Annotated in this window: 16 protein-coding genes and 1 pseudogene; 8 read left to right on the forward strand and 9 right to left on the reverse strand. The window is 65.5% G+C overall.

Features of this window, described 5'->3' with window-relative positions; genetic code table 11:
• The first annotated feature begins 135 nt into the window (after window positions 1-135).
• Window positions 136-1,473 (forward strand): NADP-specific glutamate dehydrogenase, encoded by a 1,338-nt coding sequence (gene gdhA / locus QF047_RS00795; protein ID WP_307272858.1) that lies wholly within the window; start codon window positions 136-138, stop codon window positions 1,471-1,473.
• Between the two features lie 61 nt (window positions 1,474-1,534).
• Here gdhA and QF047_RS00800 read toward each other — a convergent pair.
• The 3 genes and pseudogenes from QF047_RS00800 to QF047_RS00810 all read right to left on the reverse strand — a co-directional run bounded on the left by QF047_RS00800 (window position 1,535) and on the right by QF047_RS00810 (window position 4,339).
• Window positions 1,535-2,499, reverse strand: a pseudogene (locus QF047_RS00800) (helix-turn-helix domain-containing protein).
• Window positions 2,500-2,621: 122 nt separating this feature from the next.
• Window positions 2,622-3,740 carry an alanine racemase gene (locus QF047_RS00805; RefSeq protein WP_307272861.1) on the reverse strand — a complete coding sequence of 373 codons (1,119 nt, stop codon included), beginning with the start codon at window positions 3,738-3,740 and terminating at the stop codon, window positions 2,622-2,624.
• Window positions 3,737-4,339 carry a TetR/AcrR family transcriptional regulator gene (locus QF047_RS00810; RefSeq protein ID WP_307272863.1) on the reverse strand — a complete coding sequence of 201 codons (603 nt, stop codon included), beginning with the start codon at window positions 4,337-4,339 and terminating at the stop codon, window positions 3,737-3,739. Before QF047_RS00810 ends, QF047_RS00805 begins: the two co-directional genes overlap by 4 nt.
• A 124-nt stretch (window positions 4,340-4,463) precedes the next feature.
• Between QF047_RS00810 and QF047_RS00815 the strand changes: the two genes are divergently transcribed.
• Both QF047_RS00815 and QF047_RS00820 read left to right on the forward strand, forming a co-directional pair.
• Entirely contained in the window at window positions 4,464-6,428 is a 1,965-nt protein-coding gene (locus tag QF047_RS00815; RefSeq protein ID WP_307272866.1) for a primary-amine oxidase, read from the forward strand.
• A gap of 16 nt (window positions 6,429-6,444) precedes the next feature.
• Window positions 6,445-6,897, forward strand: coding sequence for a hypothetical protein (locus QF047_RS00820; RefSeq protein ID WP_307281684.1), 453 nt, complete (start codon window positions 6,445-6,447; stop codon window positions 6,895-6,897).
• Window positions 6,898-6,902: 5 nt separating this feature from the next.
• On the opposite strand, the gene QF047_RS00825 is transcribed toward QF047_RS00820, so the two are convergent.
• The 6 genes from QF047_RS00825 to QF047_RS00850 form a co-directional block, all read right to left on the reverse strand.
• Window positions 6,903-7,652 (reverse strand): ThuA domain-containing protein, encoded by a 750-nt coding sequence (locus QF047_RS00825; protein ID WP_307272869.1) that lies wholly within the window; start codon window positions 7,650-7,652, stop codon window positions 6,903-6,905.
• On the reverse strand, window positions 7,652-8,746 hold the full coding sequence (locus QF047_RS00830) for a Gfo/Idh/MocA family protein (protein ID WP_307281687.1): 1,095 nt from the start codon (window positions 8,744-8,746) through the stop codon (window positions 7,652-7,654). Before QF047_RS00830 ends, QF047_RS00825 begins: the two co-directional genes overlap by 1 nt.
• A gap of 85 nt (window positions 8,747-8,831) precedes the next feature.
• Window positions 8,832-9,731, reverse strand: coding sequence for a carbohydrate ABC transporter permease (locus QF047_RS00835; protein ID WP_306639170.1), 900 nt, complete (start codon window positions 9,729-9,731; stop codon window positions 8,832-8,834).
• A complete protein-coding gene (locus QF047_RS00840; protein WP_307272875.1) occupies window positions 9,728-10,675 on the reverse strand; it encodes a carbohydrate ABC transporter permease in 948 nt (315 codons plus the stop codon). Before QF047_RS00840 ends, QF047_RS00835 begins: the two co-directional genes overlap by 4 nt.
• Before the next feature lie 2 nt (window positions 10,676-10,677).
• A complete protein-coding gene (locus QF047_RS00845) occupies window positions 10,678-12,030 on the reverse strand; it encodes an ABC transporter substrate-binding protein (RefSeq protein WP_307272877.1) in 1,353 nt (450 codons plus the stop codon).
• 136 nt (window positions 12,031-12,166) lie between these two features.
• Window positions 12,167-13,165 carry a LacI family DNA-binding transcriptional regulator gene (locus QF047_RS00850; protein ID WP_307272881.1) on the reverse strand — a complete coding sequence of 333 codons (999 nt, stop codon included), beginning with the start codon at window positions 13,163-13,165 and terminating at the stop codon, window positions 12,167-12,169.
• A gap of 223 nt (window positions 13,166-13,388) precedes the next feature.
• Between QF047_RS00850 and QF047_RS00855 the strand changes: the two genes are divergently transcribed.
• From QF047_RS00855 to QF047_RS00875, 5 genes are all read left to right on the forward strand, one after another.
• Complete coding sequence (locus QF047_RS00855; RefSeq protein WP_306636247.1) at window positions 13,389-13,976, forward strand: XRE family transcriptional regulator; 588 nt, start codon at window positions 13,389-13,391, stop codon at window positions 13,974-13,976.
• A gap of 248 nt (window positions 13,977-14,224) precedes the next feature.
• Window positions 14,225-15,607: a type III glutamate--ammonia ligase gene (gene glnT / locus QF047_RS00860; RefSeq protein ID WP_307272886.1), complete on the forward strand. Its 1,383-nt coding sequence runs from the start codon at window positions 14,225-14,227 to the stop codon at window positions 15,605-15,607.
• A gap of 26 nt (window positions 15,608-15,633) precedes the next feature.
• The gene (locus QF047_RS00865; RefSeq protein WP_307272889.1) at window positions 15,634-16,542 is read left to right on the forward strand and encodes a glutamine amidotransferase; all 909 of its coding nucleotides are present in this window, start codon (window positions 15,634-15,636) and stop codon (window positions 16,540-16,542) included.
• A complete protein-coding gene (locus QF047_RS00870) occupies window positions 16,530-17,273 on the forward strand; it encodes a protein glxC (protein ID WP_307272892.1) in 744 nt (247 codons plus the stop codon). Before QF047_RS00865 ends, QF047_RS00870 begins: the two co-directional genes overlap by 13 nt.
• 8 nt (window positions 17,274-17,281) lie before the next feature.
• Window positions 17,282-18,670 (forward strand): FMN-binding glutamate synthase family protein, encoded by a 1,389-nt coding sequence (locus tag QF047_RS00875; RefSeq protein ID WP_307272894.1) that lies wholly within the window; start codon window positions 17,282-17,284, stop codon window positions 18,668-18,670.

Consider the following 18,670-nt stretch of genomic DNA (forward strand, 5'->3'; position numbering starts at 1 on the left):
ACGGAGATTAGCTGAAGCGCGCCCGCCCGCCTAACAGTGCGCAGTCGTAATCCGATAAGTTGAAACGTAAACTTTTTTTCGGGACAACGCCGCCTCCTCGTGGCCGTCCCGTGCAGGCCACGTTAGGAAGAACTCATGGATGCACGGCTGGAAACCATCAGGAATACAGTCCTGGCGCGGAACCCCGGCGAGGCGGAATTCCACCAGGCCATCACCGAGGTCTTCGAAAGCCTCGGGCCGGTCCACGACCGCCACCCCGAGTTCCTCGAAGCGGCCATCCTGGAACGCCTCTGCGAACCCGAGCGGCAGATCATCTTCCGTGTCCCCTGGACTGACGACCATGGCCGGGTGCAGATCAACCGCGGCTTCCGGGTGGAGTTCAATTCCGCGCTGGGCCCTTACAAGGGCGGGCTGAGGTTCCATCCGTCGGTGAATCTTGGCATCGTCAAATTCCTCGGGTTTGAGCAGATTTTCAAAAACGCACTGACCGGCATGCCCATCGGCGGCGGCAAGGGCGGCTCGGACTTCGACCCGCGCGGCCGCAGCGACGCCGAGGTCATGCGGTTCTGCCAGTCCTTCATGACTGAGCTTTACCGCCACATCGGCGAGTACACCGACGTCCCGGCCGGCGACATCGGGGTGGGCGGGCGTGAAATCGGCTACCTCTTCGGCCAGTACAAGCGCATCACCAACCGCTACGAATCCGGCGTCCTCACCGGCAAGGGGATCTCCTGGGGCGGGTCCCTGGTGCGGCCGGAAGCAACGGGTTTCGGGACAGTCATCTTCGCCAACGAGATGCTCAAGACCCGCGGGCTCTCCTTCGACGGGCAGCGCGTGGTGGTCTCCGGCTCCGGGAACGTGGCCATCAATGCCATCGCCAAGGCGCAGGCGCTGGGCGCCACGGTGGTTGCCTGCTCGGACTCCAGCGGCTACATCATCGACGAGTCAGGGATCGACGTTCCGCTGCTGCGCCAGATCAAGGAGGTGGAACGGGCCCGGCTCAAGGAATACGGCGTCCGCAAGCCCGACGCCACGTACGTGGACGGCGGGTCCGTCTGGGACACCGGCGCCACCGTGGCGCTGCCGTGTGCAACGCAGAACGAGCTCGACGGCGCTGCTGCCGCCGCCTTGGTGCGGGGCGGCCTGCTCGCCGTGGGTGAAGGGGCCAACATGCCCAGCACGCCCGACGCCGTCTCCGTCTTCCAGCAGGCCGCTGTCCTGTTCGCACCCGGCAAGGCAGCCAACGCCGGAGGGGTGGCCACCTCCGCCCTGGAGATGCAGCAGAACGCCAGCCGCGATTCCTGGTCCTTCGAGCACACCGAGCAGCGGCTCACGGACATCATGGTGGGAATCCATGACCTGTGCGCTGCCACCGCGGAGGAATACGGTGCGCCCGGCGACTACGTCCTCGGTGCCAACATCGGCGGATTCGTGAAGGTGGCCGACGCGATGCTCGCGCAGGGGCTGATCTAAGCCGGGCATGCCAAGCGGGCGCCATCCGCCGTCGTGCACTAATGCCCGCCGGCGCTGATGCTCAGGCGCCCCGGCGCCAGTCGGTGGGGGACATGCCGAAAGCGTCGCGGAAGGTGCGGCTGAAGTGGGCCGCATCAAGGAACCCCCAGCGGGAAGCCACCGCACTGACGGACTTCCCGGCGTGCAGGGGATCCCGCAGGTCGCGGCGCGATCCGTCAAGGCGCTGGCTCCGGATCCAGCAGGCCACGGTGGTGCCGGACTCGTGGAAGACGTTGTGCAGGTGCCTGGTGGAAATGAAATGGGCGGCCGCGATGTTCGCCGGGCACAGCAGCGGATCGGACAAGTTGGCCTCGATGTATTCCCGGACCGACGCGGCCAGCAGGGCCTGCGGCTTCATCCGGTCCGGGGCGATGTCCATTTCTGCGTGCAGCATGGTGGACACCAGGTCCAGGGCATTGGTGGCCAGCCGCGACCCGCTGGGACCGCTCAGGATGTCGAGATTTTCGGCGAGCTGGCGGATGAACTGTCCCACGATCCCGCTCAGGCCCGTGCTGCCGGGCATCCTGACGGCGGAGAGCTGGCCAACGTAATCCGTGGGCAGCGTGAGGGCGTCGCATGGAAACATCACCACCATCATCCGGGCCTGTTCCTCGAACGCCAGGGTGTACGGGCGGTTGGTGTCATAGATGGCCAGATCACCGGGCTGGAGCAGCGCCTCCCGGTTGTCCTGGATGAGGAGTCCGGTGCCCTCAAGCTGGAGGCTGAGCTTGAAATAGCGCTCGCCGGCCTGGGCAATGAGCGCTGGCGTGCGGTGGACCTCATGGGATGTGGCGGTGACTTCCACGATGGACATCCGGTCCAGTACCCGCGCGCGCAGCTGCCCGCGGAAGCCGTCCACGTCAGCCGTTTTTGCCGTGAGCGGCACACAAAGGACTCGGCCACGAGGTGCTTCCAGTGGTCGAAAGACGCGGCAACCCTGGTGGTGAGGTTCTGGTTCTGGCTGGCGGGCGAGGCTGGTGCTTGCATGGATGTTCCTGACGACGGGCGGGCCATCTGACATTCCCCCGAACTGTGTCCTGCAACACAGTCCCATCAGGTTAGTGCCACCCGCCGTCTTTTTTCAACAGTTGGCGAAAAAAGAATTGCCGCTATTTGTTCTTCCCCCGGGCTGCCACCGCCCAGCGATCAATCAGCCTGCCCTGGCTCACAACGGCCACGTCATCCACGAGATTGATGGCGAGGCAGACGTGGTTGGGGATGACCCGGAGACGCGTACCGATGGCCGGCGGCGCGCCGTCGTTGTGCCACTCCACTGTGGCGTGGTGCTCTGACAGTGCGGTGATTCTTGCCCCGGGGTGGTCCATCAGGCGCCCGAACCCGCTGGCCCAAACCGGCCGGTCGCTGCCCAGGATCTTGCTCCCGGCGTCAAGGATGAACCGCTGCGGGCTGTCCGGACCGGTGGTGTGGTGGCTCACCACGGTGGCCGCAACGGTCAACGCGATGTCCTCAAGGGCGCAACGGCCCAGCTCCAGCTGCTGGGCATCACCGAAGACGTAGACGCCGGGACGCACTTCGGTGGCAGCAGAGCCTTCGGTGAGGAGCGCCGTCGGGGTGGATCCTCCACTTCGCACAGCGGCCTCGAAGCCCGCCGCGCTCAGCGCTTCCGCTGCCCGGTGCAGGGCGTCCTGCTCCTGCGCCGCCGCTTCGACGGGCATGCCTGGCGCATAGCTGTGGCCGGGAAAGGTGAAGACCCCTGCCACCTTGAGGCCGGCGCCGGACGCTGCCTGGGCAACGGCTGCTGCTGCTTCAGCCTGGACGCCGCTGCGGTGGTGGCCGCTGTCGATCTCCACCAGCACGCTGATCTCCCCGGCGGCATCGCCGAGACCTGCACCCAGCGCGGAAGCTCCGGCTGCCGAGTCCACGCCTACTGAAATTTTCGCGCTTGCTGCAAGCTGCCGGAGCCGCACTGCCTTTTGCGGAGAGACCCACAGGGGGTAGGCAATGAAGAGATCCTGGACTCCTGACGCGGCGAACACTTCCGCCTCGCCGATAGTGGCCACGGTCAGCCCAACCGCCCCGGCCGCGAGTTGCCGCGCGGCGATCTCCGGGATCTTGTGGGTCTTGGCGTGCGGACGCAGGACGAGTCCTTTCGCCTGCACGGCCCGGGCCATCCGGGTGATGTTGCGGTCCAGGACGTCAACGTCCACGAGGATCTCGGGAGTGTCGATGTCAGCAGGAATGGTCGCGGCTGCGCTCTCAGCGTTCAATGGTCCGCCGGCTGGCTCAGTAGGGCCAGGTAGCCCTCAAGCTGGTGGTGGTGACCGAAGTCTCCGCGGCCCGCCGGTGCCAGGGCTGCCTCGATCTGTGCGCCCAGCAGCATGTTCAGGAGCTGGCCGGCCAGGGCGTCATCGTCGACGGCGGTACTCACATCGCCTGCGTCCCGGGCCTCCGCGAGGCAGCGCCGGATGACCGTAAGCCACTCGGCCATGGACTGCTGGTGGATCAATGCTTTTTGCGGGTCGTTGACCGCCTTCTGCCAGAAGGGGATCACGATCCGCGCCTCGTTGACGCGCTCCTCATCCAGGGGCAGCACCTCAAGGCAGAAGGCCCGCAGGGCAGCAAGGCCGGACTGGCCTTGCGTAACCTCTGCGATCCGCTGGTTCGTGCGGTTGAACACATGGCTGAAGGCGAATTCGAGCAAGGTGTCCTTGGTGGGGAAGTAGGGCTTCAGGGCGCCGTTGGCGAAGCCTGCCTCCATGGCGATCTCGCGCATCGTGGCGCCCTCCAGGCCATGGCGCGCAATTATGCGCCATGTCGCATCCACCAGTTCCAGGCGCCGCTCATCATGGTCAACAATCTTTGGCACCGCAGCTGCTCCCCGGAAATATTTTCGCCCAAACCCTTGTGGCCCATCTTACGTACAGCTTATTCTCCACAACTATAGAAAATAAACCGACCGACCCACCAGGGGTCCGATCAAAGGCTTGACCATGACGCTTGCACCCGTTGACACCGCATCAGCATTCGGCCTCGCCACGGCCCCGGAGATCCTGGAGGTCCGGTCCATCCTGCAGTCGGAGGACCTCCTTGGGGCGCAGCACCGCATTGCGTACCTGGGACTCCTGGATCCGGTCCGGGGCGGCCGGCCCGGAGCCGAAGGCGGCGCCGACCAAGCGGAGGACCGGCGCTTCCGGATCTTTATCCACGACGTCTCCGGGGCTGCGCCAAGCGATGTCATCGTCTCCCTGACGCACCAGAAGGTGGAATCCGCCGTCGTGCTCGATACCGCCGTGACCGGTGAACTTCCCGTTCTTGAGGAGGAGTTCGAACTGGTGGAGTCGCTGCTGGCCACTGACCAGCGCTGGCTGGACTCCCTCGCTGCCCGCGACCTGGACGTCGCCAACGTTCGCGTGGCGCCGCTGTCCGCCGGCGTATTCGAGTACGCGGAGGAGAAGGGGCGCCGGATCCTCCGGGGCCTGGCTTTCGTCCAGGACTTCCCGGCGGACAGCGCCTGGGCACATCCCGTGGACGGACTGCTGGCCTACGTGGACGTGGTGAACAAGGAAGTCATGCAGGTCATCGACCTCGGGGTTATGCCCATCCCGGCTGAACATGGCAACTACACGGACCCGGAGTTGACCGGCCCCCTGCGGACCACCCAGAAGCCCATCAGCATCACGCAGCCAGAAGGCCCCAGCTTCACCGTCATCGGCGGAAACCATGTGGAGTGGGAAAAGTGGAGCGTGGACGTGGGCTTCGACGTCCGCGAAGGAGTGGTCCTGCACAACCTGGGCTTCCGTGACGGCGGCCGGCTGCGGCCCATCATCAACCGTGCTTCCATCGCCGAGATGGTGGTCCCGTACGGCGACCCGTCACCGATCCGGTCGTGGCAGAACTACTTCGACACCGGCGAATACCTGGTGGGCCAGTACGCCAACTCCCTGGAGCTCGGCTGCGACTGCCTGGGCGACATCACCTACCTCAGCCCCGTCATCTCGGACGCCTTCGGCAATCCGCGCGAGATCCGCAACGGCATCTGCATGCATGAGGAGGACTGGGGCGTCCTCTCCAAGCACTCGGACCTCTGGACCGGGATCAACTACACCCGCCGGAACCGCCGCCTGGTGATCTCCTTCTTCACCACCATCGGCAACTACGATTACGGCTTCTACTGGTACCTGTACCTGGACGGCACCATCGAGTTCGAGGCCAAGGCCACCGGCGTGGTCTTCACCTCCGCGTTCCCGGAGGGCGGCTCGGACAACATTTCCCAGCTCGCCCCGGGACTGGGCGCACCCTTCCACCAGCACCTCTTCAGCGCCCGGCTGGACATGGCCGTTGACGGTTTCACGAACCGGGTGGAGGAGGAGGACGTGGTCCGCCAGGCGATGGGCCCGGGCAACGAACGCGGCAACGCCTTCTCCCGCAGGCGCACTCTCCTGGCCAGCGAATCGGACGGTGTCCGTGAGGCCGATGCCCGCAGCGGCCGGACCTGGATCATCTCCAACCCCGAATCCCGCAACAGGCTGGGCGAGCCGGTGGGCTACAAGCTCCACTCTGAAAACCAGCCCACCCTGCTCGCTGACCCGGGATCCTCGATCGCCAAGCGCGCGGCTTTTGCCACCAAGGACCTCTGGGTCACGCGCTATGCCGAGGACGAGCGGTATCCCACGGGGGACTTCGTCAACCAGCACGCCGGCGGCGCAGGCCTGCCGGCCTACGTGGCGCAGGACCGGGAGCTCGACGGCCAGGACGTCGTGGTGTGGCACACCTTCGGCCTCACCCACTTCCCGCGGGTGGAGGACTGGCCCATCATGCCCGTGGACACTGTGGGCTTCAAGCTCCGCCCTGAAGGCTTCTTCGACCGCAGCCCGGTGCTGGACGTGCCTGCCAACCCAAACCGGCAGGCCTCCTCCTGCCACAGCGAGGGAACCACCGGTGGCTCCTGCCACTAGCCCCGTCGGCGGCAAGATGGAGAGGCCGACGACGGCGGGACCGGTGCGAACCGGCGGTCCCGTCCTGCATCCCCGGGCCTGCGCCGTAGTCACCGCCGCTTCCTGCCTCACACACCTCTGGGTGGCAGCAGCGGGCCATCACGGTGCCTGGTTGGGCCTCCTCATGGTTGCCCTGGCCGCCGTCTGCGTGCCGTGCACGGTTCATATCTGGCGCCACAGCCGCATCAGCGCACTGCATCAAGTGACTCTTGTGGCGTTGGCCATGGTGGCGCTGCATGTCGCATTGCTGCTCGGCACCGGAGGTGCCGGGCACACCCATGGCGGAGGGCCGGCGTCGTACACTCCCCAGGCCGCGGGCGCCGCCCAGCTGCTGCTGGTCATCGGACTGGAACTGGCGACGGCGTTGCTCGCCGCCACACTGGTGGCGCGGCTGCGCCGGGGGAGCCGCAGCCGCAGCCAATGCACCTGATCTGCTTACCCCTGGCCGAACCAGTCCCGGGCCGGGTTGCTGACTTCCGGGGCCGCACGATGGAGCTCCGGCTGGGCCGCCCACTTCACGCCGTTGGCCAGGACCCGCTGGATCTGCGGGTGGTGGTAGACCGGGTATTCCTGGTCGCCCGGGCTGAAGTAGAAGATGCGGCCTTTGCCGCGGGTGAAGGTGACGCCGGAGCGGAACACCTCGCCGCCGGCGAAGGAGCTGATGAAAATCAGGTCGTCCGGGTCCGGAATGTCGAACAGCTCGCCGTACATCTCCTGCTCGGGGATAACGATCGGGCTGTCCACGCCTTCGGCGATGGGGTGGGAGGGCTTCACGGTCCACACCAGCTCCCGCTCGCCGTCGTTCCGCCAGGCCAGCGAGCAGCTGGTGCCCAGCAGCTTGGTGAATACCTTGGCGAAGTGCCCCGAGTGGAGCACGATCAATCCCATGCCGCCGAGGACGTGCCGGTGGACGCGTTCGACGACAGCGTCGCTCACCTCGTGATGGGCCATGTGTCCCCACCAAAGCAGGACATCGGTCTCGGCAAGGATCTCCTCGTCGAGGCCGTGTTCATCGTCGGTGGCCAGGACTGCCGTCGTGATCTCGGCGTCAGGGTAGTAGGAGCGCAGCCCGGCTGCGATGGCACCGTGGATCCCGTCCGGGTAGATTTCCCCGATGTGCGACGGCTCGTTGAGTGCCTCGTGGACACCCTCGTTCCAGACCCGGATTTTCAGCTTGTCGTTCATTAGAGACGAACCTCCCTCTGCTCGCGTGCCGACTGGTAGCACGCATCGATGATTTGGGCGCGGTAGAGCGCCAAGGATCCATCATGTTCACCCCATACTTCCGTACCGCCGCGAACGGCCGTCACGAAGTCTTCAATCACGGCATCGTGGGCGCGGCCCGGCAGCGCGGAAGGCACGTAGTCGGCGTTCTCGCCGTCCTTTTCGGTGAACACCTTGAGCTTTCCCACCGGGGCGAACGGTGCCCCCTGTACCTTGAGCTCCGCTCCGCCGTCGGTCCCGTAGACCGTGAAGTCCAGCAGGTCATCCGTCTCCCGGTAGCTGGCCCAGCCTGCCTCTATCAGCAGCGTGGCGCCGCCCTCCAGCCGCAGGAACGCGGAGGCGAAGTCTTCCACCTCGAACGCGTGGCTGGTGGCCATCGCGGTGTAGCGGTCGTTTCCGCCCCGGCCGCGCGGGCCCAGTTCTGAATGGGTGGTTGCGGATACGGCAACCACCTTCGGTTCGCCCAGGAGGTGCAGGGCAAAGTCGAGGGCGTGAACGCCAATGTCCGCGAGGGGCCCGCCCCCTGCGAGCTCGGGATTGGTGAACCAGCTCCCCAGCATCGGGATGCCGGAGCGCCGCAGCCATGACGCCTTGGCGTAGTACGGGCGGCCCACGCCGCCGCCGTCGATCACTTCCTTGAGCGCCTTGATGTCGCCCCGGCGGCGGTGGTTGAAGGCGATGTCCAGGACGCGGCCGGCCGTGCGTGCGGCGTCCACCATGGCCTGGCCTTCGACGGCGTTGCGCGCGATGGGCTTCTCGCTCAGCACGTGGATTCCCCGTTCCAAGGCGGCAACGGCGATGGGCGCGTGCAGGAAGGTAGGCACTGCCACGCTGATCGCATCCACGCCGCCGTGTTCCAGCATCTCTTCCCAGCCGGCGAACGCGTTCGGGATCGAGTATTCTGCCTGCAGCGAGTCGCGGAGCTCCTGCTCCATCCCCGCCAGCGACACGATGCGGACGCCTTCCAGCGAGTCGTAGGCCTTCAGGTGCTGCTGGCCCGCCCAGCCAATGCCGACGACGCCTACCCTCAGTTCTTCGGCTTGTGGTTCTTCCAGGGCAGAAGCCTGCTGGCTGGGGGACTGGTCGTTGCTCACGGATATTTTCCTTTTCTTGTGGTGCTTGGGACTGATTGTTGAGGTTTTAGCCCTTGACGGCGCCGGCGGTCATGCCGGAAACGATGCGCTTCTGGCAAACGAGTACGAGGATGACGAGCGGGACCGTGATGATCACGGACGCGGCACTGATGGTGCCCAGTGGCTGGTCAAATTCGCTGGTTCCGCTGAAAAACGCAATCGCAACCGGGACCGGACGGGCCTCCGGCGAGGTGGTGAGGGTGACGGCAAGCAGGAATTCGTTCCACACCGAGATGAACACGAGGATCGCCGTTGTGGCAAGGCCCGGAACTGCCAGCGGCAGGATGACTTTGCGAAACGCGGTGAAGGGTGTGGCCCCGTCCATGTACGCCGATTCCTCGAGTTCACGCGGGATCTCCCGGAAGAAGGACGTCAGTGTGTAAATCGCCAGGGGCAACGCGAAAGTCAGCTTGGGGATGATGAGGCCCAGAAGCGTGTCATAGAGGCCGATTTCACGCCAGATCGAGAACATCGGGGCGGCGATGGCGATGGCGGGGAAGGTGGTAACCGACAGGATCAGGGTCAGGATCAAGGCTTTGCGGCGCATCTTGAGCCTGGCCAGGGCGTAGGCGGCGAAGGAAGCGAACACCAGTGCCACCGTTGTGGTGACGACGGCGATGATCACTGAGTTGCGCAGGGCCAGGAGGAACTCGGGGTTCTGGAACACCAGGAGGTAGTTCTCCAAGGTGGGCTGGCTCGGAAAGAGTTCGCCCTTGGACAGGCTCACGCCCTTCTTGAGGGAGGTGTTGACCAGCCAGTAGAACGGTATGAGCGAGAAGCACATGACGGCAATGACGAAGACCCAGACGAGCGGGTGGAGCTTCTCCTCGCCGCGGAGCCTCCGCTTCGGTGCCCTGCCGGGGGCGGCGGGTGCCGCCGTCGTGCGCTGTGCAGTCAGTGTGCTCATTGTTCCTCCTTGGCGACTTCGCGGATGTTGCCGCCGGCGAAGCGGATGTAGACAACCGACACGGCCATGACGGTGAGGAAGGTCAGGATGGACAGCGCCGATCCTTCGCCCACCAGGCGGTTTTCGCGCAGCTGGGTGTACGCCAGCATGGACATGGACTCGGTCCCGTTGGCACCTCGGGTGAGCACAAACGGAAGGTCGAAGACGCGCAGGGCATCCATGCTGCGGAAGATCGCTGCGAGCACGATCGCAGGACGGAGCAGCGGCAGGGTGATGTTGAGGAAGGCCTGCCACTTGTTGGCGCCGTCGAGTTCGGCCGCCTCGTAGGTCTCTGCGGAGATGACCTGCAGGCCGGCCAGGATGATCAGGGCAGCGAACGGCGTCGTTTTCCAGACGTCGGCAAGCACAATCACGGCCATCGCGTAACCGTGCTCGCCGAGCCAGACCACGTCCCCGCCGGGCAGGCCCAGGGTCGATAGCACGTTGGTGACCAGGCCCAGGTTGGGCTGGAACATTGTTTCCCAGGTGATGGCGCTGACCACGGTCACCACCGCGTAGGGCAGCAGGACCACGGTCCGCAAGAGTGCGCGGCCCTTGAAGGCGAGGTTGAGCAGCAATGCCATGGCCGTGCCGAGCACCAGCTCGAGCGAGACCGAAAGTCCTGCGAAGAGGAAGGTCTGGCCGAAGGCGGCCCACCAGTGCGGTCCGCTGAGGGCCGTGATGTAGTTTTCCAGGCCGACGAAGCGGGAGAGACCGGCAGTGCGGACGCTGTACTGGTTCAGGGACAGCCAGAGCGCATAGCCGATGGGCACCGCCGCCACCAACGCCATGAGGACCAGGGCCGGAGCAGTCATCCGGAACGCAAGCCGCCGTTCCGCCCGGTCGAGGCTGTTTACGCCGCGGCTGCTCACCCCGCGGCCGGGGGATAGGGACCTGGTTGCCATGGTCAGAAGCTCGCCTTTGCGGTGGTGATCTCTTGGGCCATCGCCTTTACGGCGTCCTCGGAAGAGGCGGTGCCGGAGAGGACGGCATACACATTTTTGTAGATGGCCTGGGAAATCTGCGGGTAAACCGGGGAGATCGGGCGCGGCTTGGCACCTTTGACTGAGGCGAGCAGTTCGGTGGCGAACGGCATCTTCGCCAGGACAGCAACATCGGAATAGGCGGCTTCGTTGACCGGGGCCTGCGAGAAGTCTATGGCCACGTGCTTCTGCCAGTCCGGGGTGGTGGCGAAGTCGATGAACGCCACAGCTCCGGCCGGGTTGGTGGAATGGGCCGAGATCGCCAGGTTCCAGCCCCCCAGGACACCGGAGGCCTTGCCGCCTTCCCAGGCCGGAAGCGGAGCTACACCGAAAGTGCCGGCCAGCGGGGTGGCGTTGAGCAGGCGGTAGACGTGCGGCCAGTTGCGCTGGTAGCCAAAGTTGCCGGACTCGTAGGCCAACCGCGCCGGATCCTCGTTGTAGGTCAGCACCGCACGGTCCGCGGAGCCATCCTTGAGGCCCTTGGTCATGAAGTCGAGTACCTCCCGGGTTTCCGCCGAGTCGATTTTGACCTCGCCCTTGTCGTCCAACACCTCTCCGCCGGCGCTGTAGAGCATCTCCAGGAAGTTGACGGTGAGGCCCTCATACTGCTTGCCCTGGTAGACAAAACTGTTGCCCGGGGCCTTGGCTGCCTCAGCGTAGAGCTGCTGCCAGGTCTCGGGCTTTGCCACCTTGTCCTTCTGGTAGTAAACGAGTCCTGCGTTGGTGAAAAACGGGGAAGCCCAGTACTTGTCCTCGTATTTGGCGGTCTCCACTGTGGAGGGGATGAGGCGGTCCTTGTTCGCTTCGACCAGCTTGGTCTGGTCCAGAAGCCAGCCCTGGGAGGCGAACTCGGAGGTCCAGATGACATCCGCGACGAAGATATCGCATTCGGTGGACTTGCCTTCAAGCCGCTGTACGGCCTGGGTCCGGGCCTCGTCGGTGGTCGCTCCGATCTCGGTGTACTTGGCGGTGACCTTGCCGTTCGCGGTGGTGAAGGCTTCCGCTGTGCCCTTATAGATGCCGGAGGCGTCCTTGCCGCCGCAGATGTTGATGCTTCCGGTGGCGCCAGCCGCCGAGGCCGGATCGGCAGCGGCCGCGTTGTCCGCGCCCTGCGTGGCCGCGCCGCCACCGCACCCGGTGATCAGCAAGCCGGCAGCCATAGCCGCAACGGCCGAAGCGGTGAGGCGCGCGTGCCGGCGGGAAGCGCTCTTCCGCATCACCGGCTTTGACGGTCCTGTGTCTTCCTGGACGGGGGAAGAAAGTCGAATCAAGTCCACAAATGGCTCCTTTGCCGGGCTGGCTTCTGTTGCAGATGGAATCGATTCCAAAGTCTGGACGGATACTCGCACAGGGTGCGTGGAATCGATTCCAAAGAAGTGTGACAGGCGCCACGTGGGGCTGTCAACCCTCGTCCTAGTTCCTTGTCGAGTCCCGCACTACAAGATCGTGGGGAAGGAAGATCCGGCCACGGCGGTGAACCGCAGGCACGGTCATCCGCGCCAAGAGCTCGCCGAATGCTGCGCGGCCCATGTCATAGGCCGGCTGCCTGATCGTGGTCAGTTCCGGCACACACATTTCGGCCTGTATTGAGTCGTCAAATCCAGCCACGGCTATGTCCTCGGGCACCCGCATTCCTGCGTCCGTAATTTCCCGGACGCAGCCTGCGGCGACGGTATCACTGCCGCAGAAAACTGCGTCAGGAAGGGGATCCGCCGCGAGCAGCTTCCTGGTGAGGCGGCGCCCTGTATGGAAGTCGAACTCACCTTCGACGAACAGCATCTGGTCCGGCGACAGGCCAGCTTCGGCGGCAGCCTGGCGAAAGCCTTCCTCGCGCAGTCGACCGGAGCGGGCCGCCCTGTTGCCAATCATCGCCAAGCGCCGGCCGCCCGTTTCAATCAGGTGCCGCGTAATGTCGAAGGCGGCCTTCCGGTCGTCAATGGAGACGCCGAATGCTGCCTCGGAATCAGCGATCTCACACACTTGGACAACGCATAGCTGCTCGGCCATTTCTTCCATATCCTCATCCGGCATCGTGGGCGAAAACATGATCAGCCCGTCCACCGACCCGTTGCGCAGCATGTCCACCAACTGCTGTTCCCGTTCCAGGTCCCCAGCGGTTGGTGCGATGAGGCTGACATATCCCGACACTGCCGCAGCGTCTCCGACACCACGGAAAACTTCACTGATCACGGGTGAGTTCAGGTTTTTGGCCAGGGCCAGTATGCGCATGGTCCGGTCCCGGCGCAGGTCACGGGCGGAGGCGAGGGGCCGGTAGTTGAGCTGGAGGATGGCGGCTGTGACCTTTTCCTTGCTCGCCTGGCTGACGGCCGGACTTCCGTTCAGGACGCGAGACACAGTGCCCACAGACACTCCGGCTGTTTTAGCGACGTCCTGGACTGTCGCTCGCGCCATTCGATGTCCTTTCGCGACCAGTGCCTCTGGTCCTTGCCGCCCTGCCCTTGCCCGGGCCATGATGGGGCGGGTTTTTCCCCAGCTTAGCCGCCACGCTGGCGGATTTGTCCCGGCCCGGGCCGATACGCCAAGCCTTCCGGGGCGTGACCGACGCGCTATGAAACCGTTGAGGGCGGCTGCGGCGGCCGTTCGTCACCGCAGCACGCCACCTATGATGGCTGATATGACGGAACATGCCCGGGAAGAGGTTGCGGGAAAACTCGAACAGGTGATCGCAACCCAGCTGCGGCGCTACCGCACCTCCCATGGCCTGTCCTCCGCGGAGCTTGCTGCCCGCACCGGGCTGTCCAAAGCGATGATTTCGAAGATTGAAACTGCCAGCACGTCCTGTTCGCTGACCACGCTGCAACGCCTTGCCGACGGGCTCAAGATCCCGGTGACCGCGCTTTTCCGCGGCGCTGACACCGACCGGGACGCCACGTTCACCAAGAACGGCCAGGGCAGCCTCACTGTCCGCAGCGGCACCCAGCACGGGCACGAATACCGCGTGCTGGGTACCTTGAAGGGCCGGACAGATGCGCTGGAGCCAACCCTAGTGACACTGACGGACGCCTCGGACGTTTTCCCGCTCTTCCAGCACCCCGGGACCGAGTTCATCTACATGCTCGCCGGCAGGATGGTTTACGGCCACGGCCAGTACGAATACACCATGGAGCCGGGAGATTCCCTGCTGCTTGATGGCGAGGGCCCGCACGGACCGCTCGAGCTTCAGGAACTCCCCATCCGGTTCCTGGCCGTCGCCGCGAAGTAACCGGCTGCCGCGCGTGGCAGCCGGACACCACCAGCTCGCGTGACCCCGGTTCACCAGGCGCGTGGCAGGTGACGTAGTTGCGCCTTCGCGGAGGTCGAAACGCACCTGCTGCACAACTCCCCGCCCAATAAATTCCTTCGCGACATCCAGAGTTAACAAATCCTGCGCTCTTCTGAAACATCGTTTTGACTACTGTGGTTCAACAAGGTTTCATATCGAGTAACAGCAAAGCGAACAGGACAGTTCCGATGACAAGTGTCGCGACACCTGAAACACCAACAGATGTACCCCTGGCGGAGAGCACCGGCCGGATTTCCCTCGCGGACATCGCCAGGGCGCACGAGGTCCGCTTCCTCCTTGCCACGTTTGTGGACATGACCGGGAAGCCCTGCGCCAAGCTGGTCCCCGTGGAAGCCGCCGATGAACTGGAAAAAGGCGCGATGGGCTTCGCCGGCTACGCCGCAGGCCTGATGGGACAGAAGCCGCAGGACTCGGACCTGATCGCCATTCCGGATCTCGCGTCCTTCACTCCGGTTCCCTTTATCAAAAAGGGCCTGGCCATCATCCACTGCGACCCGCACGTTGACGGCAAGCCCTGGCCCTACGCCCCGCGGGTGGTCCTCAAGAACACCCTGGTCCGTCTGGCAGATCAGGGCATGCAGGCCAAGGTGGGCGCCGAGGTTGAATACTTCCTGGTGAAAAAGAACGACGACGGGACGCTCAGTACCGCAGACGACCGGGACGATTCGCCCCGCCCCTGCTACGACGCCCGCGGCGTCACCCGGATGTACGACCACCTCACCTCCATCTCCGATGCGATGAACGGCCTGGGCTGGGGCAACTACGCCAACGACCACGAGGACGCAGCCGGCCAGTTCGAGCAGAACTTCAACTACGCGGACGCTCTCACCACCGCGGACCGCGTGGTTTCCCTCCGCTACATCCTGAACATCCTGGCTGAGCAGCGCGGCATGACTGCCACGTTTATGCCCAAGCCGTTCACCGACCGCACGGGCACCGGATTGCACTTCCACCTGTCCCTGTGGTCCGGTGCCGAGGCGCTGTTCCCGAATGACGGCGCGGACGACGACGGCCGCGGCCTTGGGCTTTCCGGCCTCGCCTATTCGTTCATCGCCGGCGTCCTGGACCACGCCCCCGCACTGCAGGCATTCCTCGCCCCTACCGTGAACTCCTACAAAAGGACCGGCGCCACCACCAGCTCCTCCGGCGCCACCTGGTCGCCCCGGAAGGCATCCTTCGGCGGGAACGACCGCACCCACATGATCCGGGTGCCGGACAACAAGCGGATCGAGCTGCGCTCCGGCGACGGCTCGGCCAACCCGTACCTTGCCATCGCCACCACCATCGCCGCCGGGCTGGACGGCGTGGAGAAGTCCCTGGACCCCGGCCAGCCGTCCGGCCCCGGGGAGTCCAGGCCGGACGCTCACTTCCTGCCGGCCACGCTGCTCCACGCCGTGGAAGCACTGCGGAAGGACCCCGTCATCCTGGCCAGCCTCAGCGGAGACCCCGCCATCGCCCGCTACTACGCGGACGCCAAGGAAGAGGAATTCCTCAGCTGGCACAACCAGGTCAGCGACTGGGAAATCCGCACGTATTTGACGTCCATCTGACCCCTACTTTGTAAAGGACTTCCACCATGTGCGGAATCGCTGCGCTGCAGCTGCGCAACCCCTCGCTGCATCCCTGGATGGGCAGCCTGCTGTCCTCAATGCTCTGCCAGATCGTGGACCGCGGACCGGATTCAGCCGGCCTCGCCGTTTACAACACCCCCGGCCTCGTCAGGGAGGGAACGTCCACCCTCAGCCTCCTGGGCAAGGACCAGGGAATGACGACGGCGGCCATCACCACGGGCGTCGCCGCCCTGCTCCCGCCGGACGCAGCAGCAGCTGTCCAGGTGGTGGGCGATACCACGCTGGTGAGTGCCGCCGTCGGAACGGACCTGCTGGTGAAGGCCGTCAGCGAAACCCTGCCGGGCTCCACCATCATCGGCCGCGGCGAGCACGTTGCCGTGATGAAAAGCGTGGGCCACCCGATGGAGATTGCCGCCGAGCATGGGCTGGAAGCGATGGGCGGAAGCCAGGGACTGTCCCACACCCGGATGGCCACCGAATCCGCTGTCACCGCCGGCGGTTCGCATCCCTTCTCGGTTGCCGACGACCTGTGCCTGGTCCACAACGGTTCCTTCTCCAACCACGCCACCGTACGGCGTGACCTTAAGCGTGAAGGCGTGGTCTTTGACTCCGAAAACGACACCGAAGTGGGCGCCCGCTACGTCGCCTCCCGGCTGAAGCAGGGCGACACCCTTGAGGAAGCCCTGGTGAACCTGGGCAAGGTCCTGGACGGTTTCTACACCCTGGTGGTCACCACGGCGGACAGCATGGCCGTGGTCCGCGACCCCATCGCCTGCAAGCCGGCCATCATCGCCGAAACGGACGACTACGTGGCCATGGCCTCCGAATACCGTGCCCTGGCAGCCCTGCCCGGCATTGAAAACGCCCGCATCTTTGAACCGGAACCCGGAAAGGTCTACACATGGTCACTCTGACAGCCCCCGAAGCGCCCGCCCGAGGAACTGCTCCGGAAACCGGCGCGACTGCGGAAACCACCACAGTGGACCTGGCCGGCAGCACCGTCCGGGAACTCAACCAGGCCATCCACAACGCCGTTGACGGCCAGGCCTGGACCGTCACCAATCCCGGCGGCAAGCACAGCCTGGCCGTCGGCATCAACACGGACATCAAGGTGGCCATCGACGGCCACGCCGGCTACTACGCAGCCGGGATGCACCAAAAGGGGGACGTGACCGTCAACGGCAACGCCGGCGTCGGGCTGGCCGAGAACATCATGTCCGGGACAGTCCACGTAAAGGGTGACGCCTCACAGTCCGCCGCAGCCACCGGCCACGGCGGCCTGGTGGTCATCGACGGGAACGCCGGGGCCCGCTGCGGGATTTCCATGAAGGGCGTGGACATTGTGGTGGGCGGCAACATCGGCCACATGTCCGCCTTTATGGCCCAGGCCGGCCGGCTGGTGGTCTGCGGCGATGCCGGTGACGCGCTCGGCGACTCCATCTACGAGGCGCGCATTTACGTCAAAGGCACCGTGGCCTCACTCGGCGCGGACTGCATCGAAAAGCCGCTGAAGGCAGAGCACCTGGCCGAACTCGCCGAGCTGCTGGCCGCCGCCGGCCGTACCGACGACCCGGCAGACTTCAAGCGCTACGGCTCAGCAAGGAATCTCTACCACTTCCACGTCGACAACTCGACGTCGTACTAGGAGCCCCCATGACCATCACCTCAGTACCCCTGCCCGCTGAAGCGCCCGCACAGAACCTTCCTGCACAGAACCTGGCTGCGCCTGATATCGCAGCCCTGGGCCTGCGCGAGTCCGCCACCTTCGATCGTGCCACCATCGCCGATATCCAGCGTGCCGCCGTCACCGGTGTCTACGACATCCGCGGCTGGGGCGCCAAACGCAAGGTCCCGCACTTTGACGACCTGCTCTTCCTCGGCGCCTCCATGTCCCGTTACCCGCTGGAGGGCTACCGCGAAAAGTGCGATACCGACGTCGTCCTAGGCGACCGGCACGCCACCCGCCCGCTGCACCTGCAGACCCCGGTGACCATCGCCGGCATGAGCTTCGGCGCCCTGTCCGCCAACGCCAAGGAGGCGCTGGGGCGCGGCGCGTCCGAGGTGGGCACCTCCACCACCACGGGCGACGGCGGCATGACCCCTGAGGAGCGCGGCCAGTCCAAGCACCTGGTGTACCAGTACCTGCCGTCCCGTTACGGCATGAACCCGGATGACCTGCGCAAGGCCGACGCCATCGAAATCGTGCTGGGACAAGGGGCCAAGCCAGGCGGCGGCGGCATGCTGCTGGGCCAGAAAATCACCGAGCGTGTGGCCGGCATGCGCACCCTGCCTGTAGGCATTGACCAGCGCTCCGCCAGCCGCCACCCCGACTGGACCGGCCCGGACGACCTGGAAATCAAGATCGGCGAACTGCGGGAAATCACCGACTGGAAGACCCCCATCTACGTCAAAATCGGCGCCTCCCGGCCCTACTACGACACGGCGCTCGCCGTGAAGTCCGGCGCGGACGTGGTGGTGGTGGACGGCATGCAGGGCGGAACCGCCGCCACGCAGCAGGTGTTCATCGAAAACGTGGGCATCCCCACCCTCGCCGCCATCCCGCAGGCCGTCCAGGCCCTGCAGGAACTCGGGGTGCACCGGAAGGTCCAGCTCATCGTCTCCGGCGGCATCCGCACCGGGGCCGACGTCGCCAAGGCCATGGCCCTGGGCGCGGACGCGGTGGCCATCGGCACCGCGGCGCTGATCGCCCTCGGCGACAACGACCCCCGTTACGCCGCCGAATACTCCGCCCTGGGCTCCGCCGCCGGCTTCTACGATGACTTCCAGGACGGCCGGGACCCCGCCGGCATTACCACCCAGGACCCGGAACTCGCGGGCAGGCTGGATCCGGTAGCTGCGGGCAAGCGGCTGGCCAACTACGTCCGCGTCCTCACCATGGAAGCCCAGACCATCGCCCGGGCCTGCGGAAAGTCGCACCTGCACAACCTGGAGCCCGAGGACCTGGTGGCGCTGACCATTGAGGCTTCAGCCATGGCGCGGGTGCCGCTGGCCGGCACCAGCTGGATCCCCGGCGCAGGCTAG

The sequence above is a fragment of the Arthrobacter sp. W4I7 genome (genome assembly GCF_030816215.1).
GTDB lineage: Bacteria > Actinomycetota > Actinomycetes > Actinomycetales > Micrococcaceae > Arthrobacter > Arthrobacter siccitolerans_A.